At 43.4% G+C, this 14,908-nt stretch carries 13 protein-coding genes; 3 read left to right on the top strand and 10 right to left on the bottom strand.

All coding sequences use genetic code 11. From position 1 onward, the window contains the following. Window positions 1-4: 4 nt before the first annotated feature. The gene (locus OCU60_RS03290) at window positions 5-298 is read right to left on the bottom strand and encodes an ArsR/SmtB family transcription factor (protein ID WP_074372861.1); all 294 of its coding nucleotides are present in this window, start codon (window positions 296-298) and stop codon (window positions 5-7) included. A 180-nt stretch (window positions 299-478) separates the two neighbouring features. Continuing rightward, entirely contained in the window at window positions 479-1,369 is an 891-nt protein-coding gene (nhaR, locus tag OCU60_RS03285; RefSeq protein WP_074372860.1) for a transcriptional activator NhaR, read from the bottom strand. Window positions 1,370-1,558: 189 nt separating this feature from the next. Between nhaR and OCU60_RS03280 the strand changes: the two genes are divergently transcribed. Next, window positions 1,559-2,392, top strand: a complete 834-nt coding sequence (locus OCU60_RS03280; RefSeq protein ID WP_074372859.1) for a thymidylate synthase — start codon at window positions 1,559-1,561, stop codon at window positions 2,390-2,392. Window positions 2,393-2,554: 162 nt separating this feature from the next. Here OCU60_RS03280 and lgt read toward each other — a convergent pair whose 3' ends face one another. The 4 genes from lgt to rppH are packed head-to-tail and all read right to left on the bottom strand — an operon-like array spanning window position 2,555 to window position 6,991. Then, window positions 2,555-3,361 carry a prolipoprotein diacylglyceryl transferase gene (gene lgt / locus OCU60_RS03275; RefSeq protein WP_074372858.1) on the bottom strand — a complete coding sequence of 269 codons (807 nt, stop codon included), beginning with the start codon at window positions 3,359-3,361 and terminating at the stop codon, window positions 2,555-2,557. A 48-nt stretch (window positions 3,362-3,409) separates the two neighbouring features. Beyond that, window positions 3,410-4,204 (bottom strand): sulfite exporter TauE/SafE family protein, encoded by a 795-nt coding sequence (locus OCU60_RS03270; RefSeq protein WP_074372857.1) that lies wholly within the window; start codon window positions 4,202-4,204, stop codon window positions 3,410-3,412. Between the two features lie 19 nt (window positions 4,205-4,223). Next, on the bottom strand, window positions 4,224-6,470 hold the full coding sequence (ptsP, locus tag OCU60_RS03265) for a phosphoenolpyruvate--protein phosphotransferase (RefSeq protein ID WP_074372856.1): 2,247 nt from the start codon (window positions 6,468-6,470) through the stop codon (window positions 4,224-4,226). Between the two features lie 2 nt (window positions 6,471-6,472). Next, entirely contained in the window at window positions 6,473-6,991 is a 519-nt protein-coding gene (rppH, locus tag OCU60_RS03260; RefSeq protein WP_074372855.1) for an RNA pyrophosphohydrolase, read from the bottom strand. 627 nt (window positions 6,992-7,618) lie between these two features. Between rppH and mutH the strand changes: the two genes are divergently transcribed. Further along, window positions 7,619-8,284, top strand: a complete 666-nt coding sequence (mutH, locus tag OCU60_RS03255) for a DNA mismatch repair endonuclease MutH (RefSeq protein WP_074372854.1) — start codon at window positions 7,619-7,621, stop codon at window positions 8,282-8,284. Window positions 8,285-8,519: 235 nt separating this feature from the next. Continuing rightward, the gene (locus OCU60_RS03250; RefSeq protein ID WP_074372853.1) at window positions 8,520-9,569 is read left to right on the top strand and encodes an NADP(H)-dependent aldo-keto reductase; all 1,050 of its coding nucleotides are present in this window, start codon (window positions 8,520-8,522) and stop codon (window positions 9,567-9,569) included. Between the two features lie 99 nt (window positions 9,570-9,668). On the opposite strand, the gene OCU60_RS03245 is transcribed toward OCU60_RS03250, so the two are convergent. The 4 genes from OCU60_RS03245 to prfB form a co-directional block, all read right to left on the bottom strand. Then, the gene (locus tag OCU60_RS03245) at window positions 9,669-9,920 is read right to left on the bottom strand and encodes a DUF1127 domain-containing protein (protein WP_074372852.1); all 252 of its coding nucleotides are present in this window, start codon (window positions 9,918-9,920) and stop codon (window positions 9,669-9,671) included. Between the two features lie 570 nt (window positions 9,921-10,490). Next, a complete protein-coding gene (gene vpsR / locus OCU60_RS03240) occupies window positions 10,491-11,822 on the bottom strand; it encodes a cyclic-di-GMP-binding transcriptional regulator VpsR (protein WP_074372851.1) in 1,332 nt (443 codons plus the stop codon). A 355-nt stretch (window positions 11,823-12,177) separates the two neighbouring features. Continuing rightward, entirely contained in the window at window positions 12,178-13,710 is a 1,533-nt protein-coding gene (lysS, locus tag OCU60_RS03235; protein WP_074372850.1) for a lysine--tRNA ligase, read from the bottom strand. 30 nt (window positions 13,711-13,740) lie between these two features. Then, window positions 13,741-14,839 (bottom strand): peptide chain release factor 2 gene (gene prfB, locus OCU60_RS03230; protein ID WP_139302108.1). Its coding sequence is split into 2 segments (ribosomal slippage): window positions 13,741-14,763 and window positions 14,765-14,839, totalling 1,098 coding nucleotides; the frame shifts between segments, so codons are not numbered across the junction. Window positions 14,840-14,908: the final 69 nt, after the last annotated feature.

Raw genomic sequence — 14,908 nt, 5'->3', positions numbered from 1 at the left:
CATTTTACGAACAATAAAGACGATACAGCAATTCAATCATTTCTTTCACTTCATGACTACTGAGCGAATAGTAAACCGTCTGCGCTTCTTTCCGTGTCGCAACCAATTGCTCCCGACGTAATAACGCCAAATGTTGCGATAATGCAGATTGACTCAACTCAAGTTTCTCACTCAGCTCACCGACTGAAAATTCCTGCGCTAACAGTAAACATAATATCTGAAGGCGTCTCTCATTCGCCATTGCTTTGAGCAATACAACGGCTTTCGCTGACTTTTGTTCCATTTCCTGAAGATTCACGAAAGGCTCCCTTTATGGACAGGTTCATTTCATACATATAGCGACTACAACCTTGCAGCCTTACAAATCACTTTACTTTCTGTTCATTCATCGCGATTTATGGTTATTATTTTCGAAACTTGTACTTATATAATAAGCAAGTGCTAGATATTAAAGCAATTACCCATGAAAAAGAACCAATTATACTGATAAATAACTAAAATCTTCACTACATATACGTTTCACGGCTGGGTGCTGGATCATCCGCTCAGCAAAAATAACGAAATATTCTTCCTTTAAATCATCGATTCTATCGATTAAATGTATCGGCAAATCACCATTCACCCCTTCGGTATAGAGAGACGGTGCTAAAAAAATAGCCTCTCGATTTTCTCTGGCAAAAGCTTTCATCAGCGCAACATCATCAAACTCCCCCATGATATTGGGTTGAATACCTTGGCTATCAAACCAGTGCATCACACTTCTTCCCATGGCGGTCCGACTCCCCGGGATCAGTATTTGCCCACCAGACAAACAGTCGATGAGTGAGCTCTCTTGAGGCATCGTATATGAAAAAAAGCACATTTGATTTTCTCCCAGCTTTTTACTAAACAAGCCGGGACTTCGAGCAGAGTCAACCGGGCAATCAGACAAAATCATATCCAGTTTATGCTGAGAAAGCTGCTCAAACAGCAGTTCATGGGTCGATTCAAAACAACGTAAATGAATATGTTCATCTTCAGGAACGGCACATGACAAAATCTTACTGACAATCTGTTTGGAGATGGCATCTGCAACCCCCACATCCAGTAATAAGTTTGCCCGCTGACTATAGTTGACGATATCGAGCATCTCATAGCTCAAGCCATACATACGATCGGCATATTTATAAACCAACTGTCCCAGCTCTGTCGGTTCAACCCGTCGCCCAGCACGTTTCATCAACTGACCATCCATACGTGCTTCAAGCGCTTTAATTTGCCCGGTCACCGTTTGCGGTGTCAGGAATAAAGCTTGAGCGGCTTTGGTAACCGAGCCTTGTTTACAAACCATCCAAAAATAATATAAGTGATTGTAATTCAAATGAGACATATACCCAGACCATCAGTCAGATTCAATTCATACCAGTACGGCGTATTCTATCATCAGCATGATCGAAATAATCGTAGTTTTCAATGTGTCGCATCGATATATCCGAACATAGAAATATCTTCGATACTGCCCCTTACAAGTCTCTGGGAAATTCATTAAACTGATAAAAAATTCATGAATAGGCAAGTTATGAAGCAGTACATTGCATTATTGGAAGATATTCTGGAAAACGGTGATGTCAAAGGTGATCGCACCGGCACCGGTACACTTTCGGTGTTTGGCCGTCAAATTCGTCACAACCTCCAAGAGGGGTTTCCTCTCACGACAACCAAGAAGCTCCATTTCAAAAGTATCGCAAATGAACTGATCTGGTTCCTGAGTGGGGATACCAATACCACTTGGCTCAAAGCGAATGGTGTTTCGATCTGGGATGAATGGGCGACGGAAAATGGTGACTTGGGCCCGATTTATGGTAAGCAGTGGACAGCATGGCCAACGCAATCAGGTGAGAGCATCAATCAAATCGATTATGTCGTGGATGCTTTAAAAAATAATCCCAACAGTCGCCGTATACTCTTTCATGGCTGGAATGTTGAGTATTTACCGGACGAGTCCATGGCACCTCGAGACAATGCCAGTCAAGGGAAAATGGCACTCCCCCCCTGTCATTTGCTGTATCAGTTTTATGTCTCAAACGGCAAGCTCTCTGCACAATTATACATTCGTAGTTCAGATAGCTTCCTCGGGTTACCTTATAACATTGCCTCATTGGCGTTGCTCACCCATATGCTCGCCCAACAATGCAATCTGATACCTCATGAAATTGTGGTCAGTTTTGGTGACTTACACGCGTATTCGAACCATATGGAACAAATTAAAACCCAGCTCACCCGAGAGCCACGACAGCTACCGGAATTACGTATTTTGCGCACCCCTGAATCAATTTATGACTATCGTTTTGAAGATTTTGAAATCGTTGGCTATGACCCGCATCCATCGATAAAAGCGCCAGTGGCAATATAACGACGTTATCTTTCCCCGACGAATCACTTCATCGGGGATTCTTGATATCGACAAGTCTCAAACGGGGCTCTCGCATCCCCAGTCATATGTCTCGATAACTTCGTCTTTAATGCGTTTAAAGCCATTGAGCCAGCCTGATAATCATTATTCTAAGATGTAGATTTATTGTGCTGATACACCTGAATGACGACGATAAGCCCAGAACATCAGTAACGCACCCGCTAAAATCATCGGCAGAGAAAGAATTTGCCCCATCGAGATAAACCCGGCAAACAAGCCCAGTTGTGCATCCGGCTCTCGGAAATACTCAACAAATGTACGGCAAGCACCGTAACCAATCAGAAATAGTCCGGCAACCGAGCCCGCGGGACGAGGTTTGCGAATGAAGAGGTTCAGGATGATAAACAAGAGGACGCCTTCCAAAAAGAACTCATACAACTGGGAAGGATGGCGTGGCAGTGGCCCCGCACCGGGAAATACCATTCCCCAAGGCACATGTGTCACTCTTCCCCACAACTCCCCATTCATAAAATTCCCTAAACGCCCCATCGCGAGTCCAAATGGAACCAGTGGTGCGACGAAGTCAGCAACGGCAAAAAACTGGCGATGATTGCGTTTTGCATACCAGAACATTGCCGTAATCACACCGAGTAAACCACCATGGAAAGACATCCCGCCGGTCCAGACCTTAAACAGATATAACGGATCGGCCAGAAAATACTCAAATCCATAAAACAGGACATAGCCTACACGTCCGCCAATCACCACACCAACAAATCCGGCAAACAACAGATCAGAAACCTGCTCTCTCGTCCATCCGCTGCCTTCCTTATCCGCCCTTCGGTTCGCAAGCCAAGTTGCAAAGAGGAACCCGAGCAGATACATAACACCATACCAACGGATCGACAGTGGCCCGATGGAGACTAAGACAGGATCAATATTCGGAAACTGCAAGAATTCCTGAGACATAAATCATTACTCTTTATTCAATATTAAATGGTTTATGACATACCACGCTCAGCGCAGCAACATATAAACGGATATAAACATCAGAAAAACAGAAAACACCTTTTTCAATACTGATGTCGGTAACTCAGTCGCTAACTTTGCTCCCACTTTTGTCGTAAATATCGACGAGCAGGCAACAAACAGCAACGCGGGTAAATAAACGTACCCCAGACTAAATTCAGGCAGGCTTTTTACTGAAAAACCATGCCAAATAAATCCCACCATGCCAGACAATGCAATCACACAGCCACACAGTGATGATGTGCCAACAGCCTTACGCATTTCTACACCGTGTTTGTTGAGATAAGGCACCGACAACGCCCCGCCGCCGATGCCAGCCAAACTGGCAATCATACCAATGAAGCATCCACTCAATAACATTGCACCTTGTCCGGGCATCGGTTTTGCAATCTGCTGGCGAATCGAAAGAAACATTTGTATCGCCAGAAAAAAAACAATCATCCCAAAGACTTTGGGCAGATATCCGCTCGGCATCCAGTCAGCAAGCGTCGCCCCTGTCAACCCACCGGCAATAATGCCGGGCGTCAGCCATTTCACGGCTAATAAATCAATATTGCCATAACGTAAATGATTCAATGCAGAAGAGCCAGAGGTCAGAATGATACAGGAGAGAGAGGTTGCCAAAGCCACTTGCATCGCAATATCAGGTGCGATGCCGATATAGGGAAATAAAAATAACAGGGCCGGAACAATAATTAAACCACCCCCAATGCCTAATAAGCCAGCCATAACACCGACAAAAGCACCTAACACAATCAACAACAAGACAAAAGTGATGGTCACGCTCGTTCCTTAGATTAACTTAATGTTTGCCGGCGCGGATAAAGCCAGCAAAACCGAACTCTTCAAAATAAGTCCGCATCATACTATAAATATCATGACCATAAGTTTGCATCAGCGCTTGCGATGCAAGTTTTTTCAGCATTTTGACTTCTGAATGACGAATGAGGTATTTCACTTTCGCAACATTCGCTGTGTTCATACTCAATGTCTGATACCCCATGCCGATCAGAAGCAACGCCCCGATCGGATCACCGGCAAGCTCGCCACACACACACACATTAATCTGATGCTGATGGCACACATCAGAAATATGCTTTAACGCCATCAAGACTGACGGATGCATGGATTCGTAGACATCAGCAACCCGGGCATTGTTCCGATCAACTGCTAATAAATATTGCGTCAGATCGTTTGTTCCCACGGAGATAAAGTCAACCCGGTCGGCCATCTGAGGTAAAAGGTAAATCATCGATGGCACTTCGAGCATAATCCCGATTGCAGGCATTTTTACTCGTTCATCCACTGCCGAAACTTCCATAAATGCTTGTTCAATAAAAGCAAGCGCATCATCAAGTTCTTTCATGCCAGAAATCATCGGTAACAGAATGCCCAGATTACTCGTGTTTATACTGGCTTTGAGCATTGCCCGAAGTTGAATCAAAAAAATATCCGGGTGATCAAGTGTGAAACGAATCCCCCGCCATCCTAAAAATGGATTATCCTCTTCAATCGGCAAATAAGGTAAAGGCTTATCACCACCGACATCTAATGTTCTCATCACAACCGTCTTGTCGGGATGCGCGCATAGAACCTGACGATAAATTTGAGTCTGCTCTTCTTCAGAAGGGAAACGATTCTGTAATAAGAACGAGATTTCGGTCCGATACAAACCGACACCATCCACCCCTTGATTCACTGCAATATTGTTCTCGGTACTCAGCCCTGCATTCAGCAAAATATTGACCGGATATCCATCAATTGTAATCGCTTTCTCGGCAAGGCTTTGATTGACCATTTCTGACAATTCACCTTCTTCTTCCATCAGCTCTTGGTATTCGGCCAGAACTTCAGAATCCGGTGAAATATGAATGAAGCCACTGTAACCATCGACAATCGCTAATTGACTATTAATTTCTTTGAAATTTAAGGAAACCCCCATAATGGCGGGAATCCCCAAGGCCCGAGATAGAATCGCAGCATGGGAGTTAGCTGCGCCTTCGAGTGAAACAACCGCCAAGAGTTTATCTTTGGGAATACTGGCCAGAATTGAAGCGGTTAACTCTCTGACGACAAGAATAATCGGCTTTTCCAGCGCCAACTCTTCCTGTTCACTGTTATACAAAAAGTACAACATTCGCTGCCCGAGTTCCCGGATATCCTGTGCTCTTTCTCGCAAGTAAACATCCGACATTTGGGAAAAGCGTTCGACATATGCTTCAACCACCTGACGCAAGGCCCAATCGGCCCGGTCACCTTTCAGGATCTGTTCTTTCAGATCCTTGCGTAACATCGGATCATTGAGTAAATGGGTAAACAAATCAAAAATAGCCAGCGTTTCTTTATGGATGTCACCATCCAACTTCTTACGCATTCGCCGAAAATCACCCAGTGCATTTTCAACGGCTCTGGATAACCACTCCTGTTCTTTTTTGACGTCAAGCGTCGACGCAGGCAAAACATTCTCTAGCTCCGGCTGAGAATTATCCCACCAAAACTCACCAATGGCGACTCCCGGAGAGACCCCAATGCCACGTACAACAGGCTGTTGTTTGACAAGTGACCATAGCCCCTGAGACTGCGAATGTGCAACCAAAACAGCCAACTGAGCCGAAAGCGTCACAATAAATGATTCTTCGATTTCACTAAACTGGCGAGGAGAGCGTTGCTGGACAACCAAAACACCCAGCACTTGTTTGCGGTAAATAATGGGTGTACCTAAAAAGCTTTGGTACACCTCTTCACCAAGTTGTCTGAAATATTTGAAACTAGGATGCTTAGAGGCTTCGGCCAGATTGAGCGGTTCAGCAGAACGTTTGACTAACCCGACCAATCCCTCGTCAAAGCCGATATGAATTTTATTACCTTTAAATTTCAACCCTTGAGTCGCAATCAGTTCAAGGCGTAGTTTTTCTTCATTGGCGAGATAAATCGTGCAGCATTCAGTATTCATCGCTTCACAGGTTTGTTTCACCAGGATATCAAAGGCCTGATGAACATCTTCAACTTTTGAAACCTGTTCCATAATGTCCCGAAGCTGAGAGAGCATGCTTATCCTCTTTTCCCTTTCCGTTTACCTTTTACTTTCCGTGCTTTAAATGGCATCGCAATCGAGGCAAACTCTTTCATTGTTCGCCGATAAACATCGCGTTTAAAGGAAACAACCTGCCTTACCGGATACCAATAACTCACCCAACGCCAACCATCAAATTCAGGGGTTACTCCACGCTGCATGTTGATTTTAGACTCATGACACTCTAAACGCAGAAGAAACCATTTCTGTTTTTGTCCAATACAGACAGGTTGTGAATCCCAGCGTACCAATCGTTTGGGAAGTTTGTACTTTAACCAATGACGACTGGAACCAATGACCTTCACATCCGTTTTTGTTAAACCAACCTCTTCGTATAACTCTCTGAACATTGCCTGTTCTGGAGTTTCACCATGATCAATTCCGCCCTGAGGGAATTGCCAAGAGTGTTGTCCGTATCGTTTCGCCCAGAATACCTGACCATGGTTGTTGCAGATTACAATTCCGACATTCAGCCGATAACCATCGCCATCTATCACTGGCAAACCTCTAATAAAATTTAACTTCTCCTGATTTTTTCATAGATCCCCAGATGTAGCAAATATCCATTGACAATAAAAACAAAAATACCCAGTGGACTAAATTTGATATTTCATCTCAGACAACTAACTTATTAACACAAGATGACAAATTTAGCCGATCTTATTCACCTTTTCTGTGAGTAACTATGTGAAAAAGTGATAGATTACTCACAATATTTAGATTCTCCTCTCGCAATAAATCTTTCAATAGCCACCAAAATAATCAATCTAATACTTATTTATCAACATATTAAGTCAGAAAACACAATACTCATGCTCCCAATTTAATTCACAAGGATCAACGGCCTCACCACATCGAACAAAGATCAACCACCACCATTTTTATCCACACAACAATCGCGATTTTGCTGGAAAAATAACAGAACCCGGCGAAAAAACCTGTATATTTATCCATATGGTGAAGCAATAAATCATCACACACAAGCATCCTGTGGATAAGTTGAGGACATTATCAAAGAACAGTACTTTCAGACAAACCATGACGACCTCTCATTTCATCTGTTAAACTAGCGCGCATTACATCCTAAACGGTTGCGCTTCTACCACGAACATCCGAAAGATCTTATGAGACCAGAACCAAAGACAGAGCGTGAATTAATTGAAAGAGCTTGGGAGATAGCCGGACTCAGTTTTGCTGAACTGGCAGACATTGCCCAGATAAAAGTCCCGATGGATTTGAAAAAAGATAAAGGTTGGGTCGGGCAACTTCTCGAATGGCATTTGGGTGCAACCGCAGGAAGCAAACCGCAACAGGATTTTGAAAAACTAGGCATTGAGCTGAAAAGTATCCCTATCAGCTATGTTGGCAAACCACTCGAAACCACATTTGTCTCCGTGGCACCATTAACCGGCATCCATGGTTTGACTTGGGAAAACAGTCATGTCAGGAACAAATTGTCACGAGTCCTCTGGATCCCCGTTGAAGGAGAACGAGATATTCCGCTCTCGGACAGAAAAGTCGGTGCACCGCTATTATGGAGCCCCTCACCAGAACAAGAGGCACAACTCAAAAATGACTGGGAAGAACTCATGGAGTTCATTGTACTCGGCCAGATCGAACAAGTAACCGCCAGACATGGTGAGATCCTTCAATTACGCCCTAAAGCAGCCAATGGCCGTGTCAAAACGGAAGCTTATGGTTATCACGGAAAAATAATTCGGACACGTCCCCGGGGATTTTATCTACGGACACAATTTACCGCGCAGATCCTCGCTCATCACTTCATATAGATACGGCATCATTTACCGCTGACAATCACACCACAACGAATATCGTCCCAGCCTTGATCTATTCAGTGCGATGCTGTCACTCGTCACCGACTTTTTATGATGAATTTCTATTTCCTTTTCGGTAGGAATTTCGCTTATAGTGAATGACGAAGCATATATAACCACGCTCAAACCTAATGAAGATATGCAGTCGGATCTACTGGATAATTGGTTCTCTAACAAGAAAGGAAGTCATATGCATTATACAAAGCTGCCTCACTCAACATTAGAAGTCAGTAAAATCTGCCTTGGTACCATGACCTTCGGTCAACAAAATACATGTGATGATGCTTGCAGCCAACTTGACTACGCCCTCGAACGAGGCGTGAATTTCATCGATACGGCAGAAGTCTATCCAATTCCCCCTTCTCCGGAGACTCAGGGAAGAACAGAAGAATTTATTGGCCACTGGCTTGAGAAATCAGGCAAAAGAGAGAAGATCGTTCTGGCAAGCAAAGTTGCCGGCCCTGTAAACGCAGGACCAAGAAACCCACTTCAGATCCGGGAAAATATGGCTCTGGATCATCGTAATATCCACCAAGCCATTGACGATAGTCTCGCGCGATTGAAAACCGATTATCTCGATTTATACCAACTCCATTGGCCACAACGCCAGACAAACTGTTTCGGCACACTCAACTATCCCGAACTTCCTGAACAGGAAGAAGTAACGCTGATTGAAACACTTGAAGCGATGACCGACCTTGTCCGGGCAGGAAAGATTCGCTATATCGGCGTTTCGAATGAGACGCCCTGGGGCGTGATGACCTATCTTCGCTTAGCCGAAAAACATGATTTACCTCGGATTGTCACGATTCAGAATCCATATAATCTGCTAAACCGTAGCTTTGAGATCGGCCTTTCAGAAATCAGTCATTTTGAAGGGGTGAAATTACTGGCTTACTCCCCACTCGCATTTGGCATTCTCAGCGGGAAATATCTCGATGGCGCCAAACCGGAAGGAGCACGCTGTACACGCTTCGAACGTTTTAAACGCTACTTCACGCCTCAGGGAATCAAAGCAACCGAAGCTTATATTCAACTTGCCCGAGATTATCAACTCGATCCGGCACAAATGGCGCTGGCTTTCGTCAACCAGCGCTCTTTTGTCGGTTCCAACATCATCGGTGCAACGACATTAGATCAATTAAAAAGTAATATCGATAGTATTGATGTCACATTGTCGGATGAGCTCATTGGCAAAATCAATGACATTGCCATGACCTACTCCAACCCTTGTCCGTAATTTTTACTGATATTGACTGCCCTAAACCACATCGAAGGTCATCTATGGGCTAAGTGAGCATCAGGCCAAAAGGATTACTCCCCTTTTGGCCTGGTTCAGTTATGTCGGTATTCGCAACGATATAAACTGCCTGAGCAGGTGCATACGACGAGTCACATGCTGATCTTCATTGATTGAACGACCAATGGCGCGACCATCTGCTTCCAGACCGATATCACGCAATAAATATGGGTTATTCCATGGAATATCGTAAGCACTCCGACTTACTTTTCTTCTCCATACCCGTTCTTCACGACGTAAATCAGCTCGAATGAGCCATGCTGCGAGTGATAAGTAGAATGAATGACGCATAGCAGTATCTCCTAAAGGATCATGGCCGGAGGAAATCTAGCTACACTTAACAGAATGCAGAATAGGAAATTGAATTCTTTGACTTATTAAGCTGCTACATTTCCGCAGCCTAATAAAAAAGCTTACGGATTGATTAACTAAAAATATCTCGTTTCATTTGTCGTGACATGCAAGTAGTAACGCTTGTCAGCAAGTCACAAATAGGGTGAGATGAAAACACACAAACAGAAATAATGCGGAATATAGATTTCATAGCGTGTCTCCTTTAGTCGTTACAATCCAGTTGATATTTATGGTCGAAACCACGACAATAATTTAATAGTAATCTCCCAATAAATCAATCAATGAACTATGAATATTCTGTAAAAAAATAGATTAGTTCAATAATTAACAATCGTTCATGTATTCATGATGACATTCAACTAAAATAAATTATTTTGTTGAAATAATTCACTAATACTATTTTTAGTCATGCGAATATCCTATGAAATGAAAAAAGCCTTACTGAAATCATAAGGCTTTCAAACAGTACCATACAACTTTGCTAAAATAAGATATTCAAAAATATAATTAATTTATATCTTCAGAAATTAAATTATGTTTATTCAATAAACGATACATTGTCGCTCTTGATATATCTAACTCTTTTGCTGCCTGAGTAATTTGCCCGGCATTAGACTCAAGCACCAACATCAACGCTTCTTTTTCAGAACGTTCACGGATACTTTTCAGACTTAATTTTCCATCCCCAAATTTTGGCAAATCCAGATTACTCTCACCGAGCATCACGGTATCAGACATCAGAACCATTCGTTTTATCTGATTGATTAACTCACGAATGTTCCCTGGCCAATGATAGCGGGAAAGTATTTTAAGTGCATCTTCGGTAAAATCACGGGCCTGAGCATTATATTCTTTGGAAAATTGCTGAAGATAATGACGGGCAATTGAAGGAATATCGGAAACACGTTCTTTTAAGCTCGGTACATTGATTCGCAGTACATTAATATAGTGATATAGCTCGTCATTGAAATTACCATCAATCAAAGCCTTCTCTATATCCGTCGCATTTGCGGCCAAGATTCGGACATCCGCAGCCTGGAATCCTCGTGATGTCTCTACCGTCCCTTCTTGGAAAAAACGGAGTAAATTCAACTGCTGATCTTTTGTAATCGATAAAATATCATTCAGAAGAACCGTTCCCCCATCTGCTTTTTCCAGAATTGAAACAAAATCATCATCAGCATCAATACCAAACAATTCCATCGCAAAACGTTTTTCGGACATTGCTCGGCAATTCACAGAGATAAATGGCTTTTTAGAACGGGAAGAGGAATGATGGACAGCTTTGGCAACCAACTCTTTCCCTGAACCACTTTCACCATGAATCAAAATACTCACATCGGTCGGTCCAATTCGCTTGATCTGATCACGGAGTCGTTTCATTGGAACCGACTCTCCAATCAAGCCAAAATGATCGTTTAACCCATAGTGAGGCCATACTTTTTTCTCAAGCTTCAACATTCCAAGCTGATGTCCAATCGTGCTCAACAACTGCGCATCAGGAATTGGCGCAGTAAAGAAATCAATACAAAAGTTTACAATAAATTGACATATTGTATCTGAGCTTAATTGTGACTCGCGAATGAATGCCAACCATCGAACTTGTCTATGACTACTAACTAAGTTCGCAACCCCATTTAAACTGAACTCATCGTGGCTTAAATCGACAATACCAATACAAGGACCGACTTCATTAAACAAAACATCTGCCTTTCTTAAATCGCCGACTTGAGAACATCGCCAACCAACTTGTTCTAATACCGAAAGCCATGGTTCATACGTGCCACCAACCACGATAAGAGAACCTGGCACAGAGTCCATACGGAACTGATTACCCATGAACTATTCCTTATCATTTATTCATATTGTTATGTTATTTGGGGGCTTATATAGTATTAATTATTGATAATTACGCTACCATAGGTATGAATTAAAAAACGCATATTCTTAATTATGAGACTAACATAAGAAATTACATAAAAAGAACAGAAGCGATAAAATACTACGACCCGTTTTCCTTATCCGATGACAACTCCTGAAATATATTTCCCCCTTTCGACTCCTCTAATATGTGAAATCATCACTGGTCTAATCATCCTACCTTCTCTTTCAGATAAAACAAAGCCTTTCCCGAAGGAAAGGCTTTCCGTATTTATCAGCACTTTAATCCGTAACTAGTGATAAATTTAGTCAATTATCCCTGATGACGCATTGCTGGGAATAAAATTACATCTCGAATCGTATGCGTGTTTGTGAACAACATTGCCAAGCGATCAATACCGATCCCCTGTCCGGCAGTCGGTGGTAAACCATGTTCTAGCGCAGTAATATAATCTGCATCATAGAACATCGCTTCATCATCACCGGCATCTTTCGCATCCACTTGTGCTTTAAAGCGTGCATCCTGATCTTCTGCGTCATTCAACTCGGAGAAACCATTGGCAACTTCCCGGCCACCGATAAAGAACTCAAAGCGATCCGTAATAAATGGATTATCGTCACTACGGCGAGCCAATGGAGAGATATCAGCCGGATAACCGGTAATGAACGTCGGTTGAATCAGTTTTGGTTCAGCCGTTTCACCAAAGATCTCCTCGAGTAACTGACCACATGTCCAGAATGATTCAACGTCGATATGCAACGATTTAGCAATTGCGACCATCAGGTCACGATCCTGAATCTTGTCATTATCAAGGCTTTGAATATCAGCATGGTCAGGATTGTAGTGTTTAATCGCCTCTAACATGCTCATACGCGTATAACGGCCACCAAACTCAACCATTTCATCCCCGTAAGGCATGACGGTTGCACCCAGCACTTCCTGCGCAACTGAACTCAGCATCTCTTCAGTCAAATCCATCAAATCGTTATAGTCAGAATAAGCCTGATAGAATTCCATCATCGTGAATTCAGGATTATGCCGAGGAGACAACCCTTCGTTTCTGAAGTTACGATTGATTTCGAATACACGGTCAAAACCACCCACGACCAAACGCTTCAAATACAGCTCAGGTGCAATCCGCAGATACATTTCCATATCTAACGCATTATGGTGAGTGATAAACGGACGCGCCGTTGCACCACCGGGGATGCTCTGCATCATTGGTGTTTCAACTTCAATGTATCCTTTGCCAATCATAAAGTGACGAATGGCACTAATCAGTTTGGAACGGACGATAAATGCTTGGCGCGAATCTTCATTCATAATCAGATCCACATAACGTTGACGATAGCGCATTTCCTGATCCGTCAGACCATGAAACTTCTCTGGTAATGGACGCAGCGCTTTCGTCAGCAGTTGGTAGGATTCCATATTGACATACAGATCGCCTTTACCGGATTTATGCAGCGCACCTTTCACACCAATAATGTCACCGATATCCAAACCTTGATATTTGGCTTTCAGATCTTTCTGCACATCTTTACTGGCATAGGCTTGAATCCGACCTGAAGTTTCTTGAATCACCAAGAAAGGCCCCCGTTTTGCCATAATTCGTCCGGCAACGGCCACAATATGATTCAATGCTTCCAATTCTTCTTTTGTCTTTTCACCGAATATTTGTTGCAAATCACTGGCCTGACTATCACGTCTAAAGTCATTGGGATGACCGTTTGCCTTACAATCCTGACGGATATAATCTAACTTACCGCGTCGTTCTGCGATAAGCTTATTCTCTTCTTGTCTGTTACTTTCTTGAGTCGTTTCGTTTTGAATCGCATCAGTCATTTCGATGTACCTGTCATATCGGTGAAAAGCTTAAAGGCCTGATTTCAGACTTGCTTCAATGAATTTATCTAAGTCCCCATCCAGAACCGCCTGAGTATTGCGGTTTTCGATCCCCGTTCTCAAATCTTTGATCCGCGAGTCATCAAGCACGTAAGAACGAATCTGGCTGCCCCATCCAATATCAGATTTGGCATCTTCATTCGCTTGCTTCTCGGCATTCTGTTTATGAAGTTCAAGCTCAAACAGCTTCGCACGAAGTTGCTTCATCGCTTGATCTTTGTTTTTGTGCTGGGAGCGGTCCGTCTGACACTGAACAACTGTATTGGTCGGTAAATGCGTAATCCGCACCGCAGACTCTGTCGTATTGACGTGCTGTCCACCCGCACCTGAAGCCCGGTAAACGTCGATACGCAACTCAGCAGGATTAATATCAACATGAATGTTTTCATCAACTTCCGGATAGATGAACGCAGATGCAAAAGAGGTATGACGACGACCACCGGAATCAAACGGAGATTTACGCACCAAACGGTGAACACCGGTTTCGGTCCGCAGCCATCCATAAGCATATTCGCCAAGAATCCGCACCGTGACGGATTTCAGACCAGCCACTTCCCCCCCGGAGACTTCAATCACTTCCGTCTTAAAGCCTTTCGCTTCAGCCCAGCGTAGATACATCCGCAACAACATCGACGTCCAGTCTTGTGCTTCTGTTCCACCAGAACCGGCCTGAAGGTCAATATAACAATCGGATGAGTCATGTTCTCCTGAGAACATGCGACGGAACTCCAGCTTCTCCAGACTCACTTCCAGCTCATCCAGTTCAGGGCCGATCTCATCGAACGTTTCCTGATCTTCAGCCTCAACCGCCAGTTCAAGCAAACCTTCGACATCATCGACACCACGATCCAAGAGATCGATCGTTTCAACGATAGCCTCTAACGTGGCTCGCTCTTTTCCCAGCGCCTGAGCTCGTTCGGGTTCGTTCCATACTTCGGGTTGTTCCAGTTCTGCGTTGACTTCTTCGAGACGTTCTTTTTTTACATCATAGTCAAAGATACCCCCTCAGGACATTTGTGCGTTCAGACACGTCCTGTAGGCGGTTTTTTATCGGGTTGATTTCAAACATGATTGCTCAATCGTTTATTAGAGTAGAATTTAACCGAAGAATTCTACTGAAAAACGTGATGAAGATACA

This window comes from Vibrio spartinae (assembly GCF_024347135.1).
GTDB classification, from domain to species: domain Bacteria; phylum Pseudomonadota; class Gammaproteobacteria; order Enterobacterales; family Vibrionaceae; genus Vibrio; species Vibrio spartinae.
The sequence above is the reverse complement of the archived record's forward strand: the minus strand, read 5'-3'. Positions and strand labels throughout refer to the sequence as shown.

What these genes read in the sequence shown, in the direction of transcription:
- OCU60_RS03250 (WP_074372853.1), top strand. Translation starts at nt 8,520, where the DNA reads ATGCATTATACAAAGCTGCCTCACTCAACATTAGAAGTCAGTAAAATC.
- vpsR (WP_074372851.1), bottom strand. Translation starts at nt 11,822, where the DNA reads ATGGGTAATCAGTTCCGTATGGACTCTGTGCCAGGTTCTCTTATCGTG.
- OCU60_RS03245 (WP_074372852.1), bottom strand. Translation starts at nt 9,920, where the DNA reads ATGCGTCATTCATTCTACTTATCACTCGCAGCATGGCTCATTCGAGCT.
- lysS (WP_074372850.1), bottom strand. Translation starts at nt 13,710, where the DNA reads ATGACTGATGCGATTCAAAACGAAACGACTCAAGAAAGTAACAGACAA.
- ptsP (WP_074372856.1), bottom strand. Translation starts at nt 6,470, where the DNA reads ATGCTCTCTCAGCTTCGGGACATTATGGAACAGGTTTCAAAAGTTGAA.
- OCU60_RS03280 (WP_074372859.1), top strand. Translation starts at nt 1,559, where the DNA reads ATGAAGCAGTACATTGCATTATTGGAAGATATTCTGGAAAACGGTGAT.
- nhaR (WP_074372860.1), bottom strand. Translation starts at nt 1,369, where the DNA reads ATGTCTCATTTGAATTACAATCACTTATATTATTTTTGGATGGTTTGT.
- lgt (WP_074372858.1), bottom strand. Translation starts at nt 3,361, where the DNA reads ATGTCTCAGGAATTCTTGCAGTTTCCGAATATTGATCCTGTCTTAGTC.
- mutH (WP_074372854.1), top strand. Translation starts at nt 7,619, where the DNA reads ATGAGACCAGAACCAAAGACAGAGCGTGAATTAATTGAAAGAGCTTGG.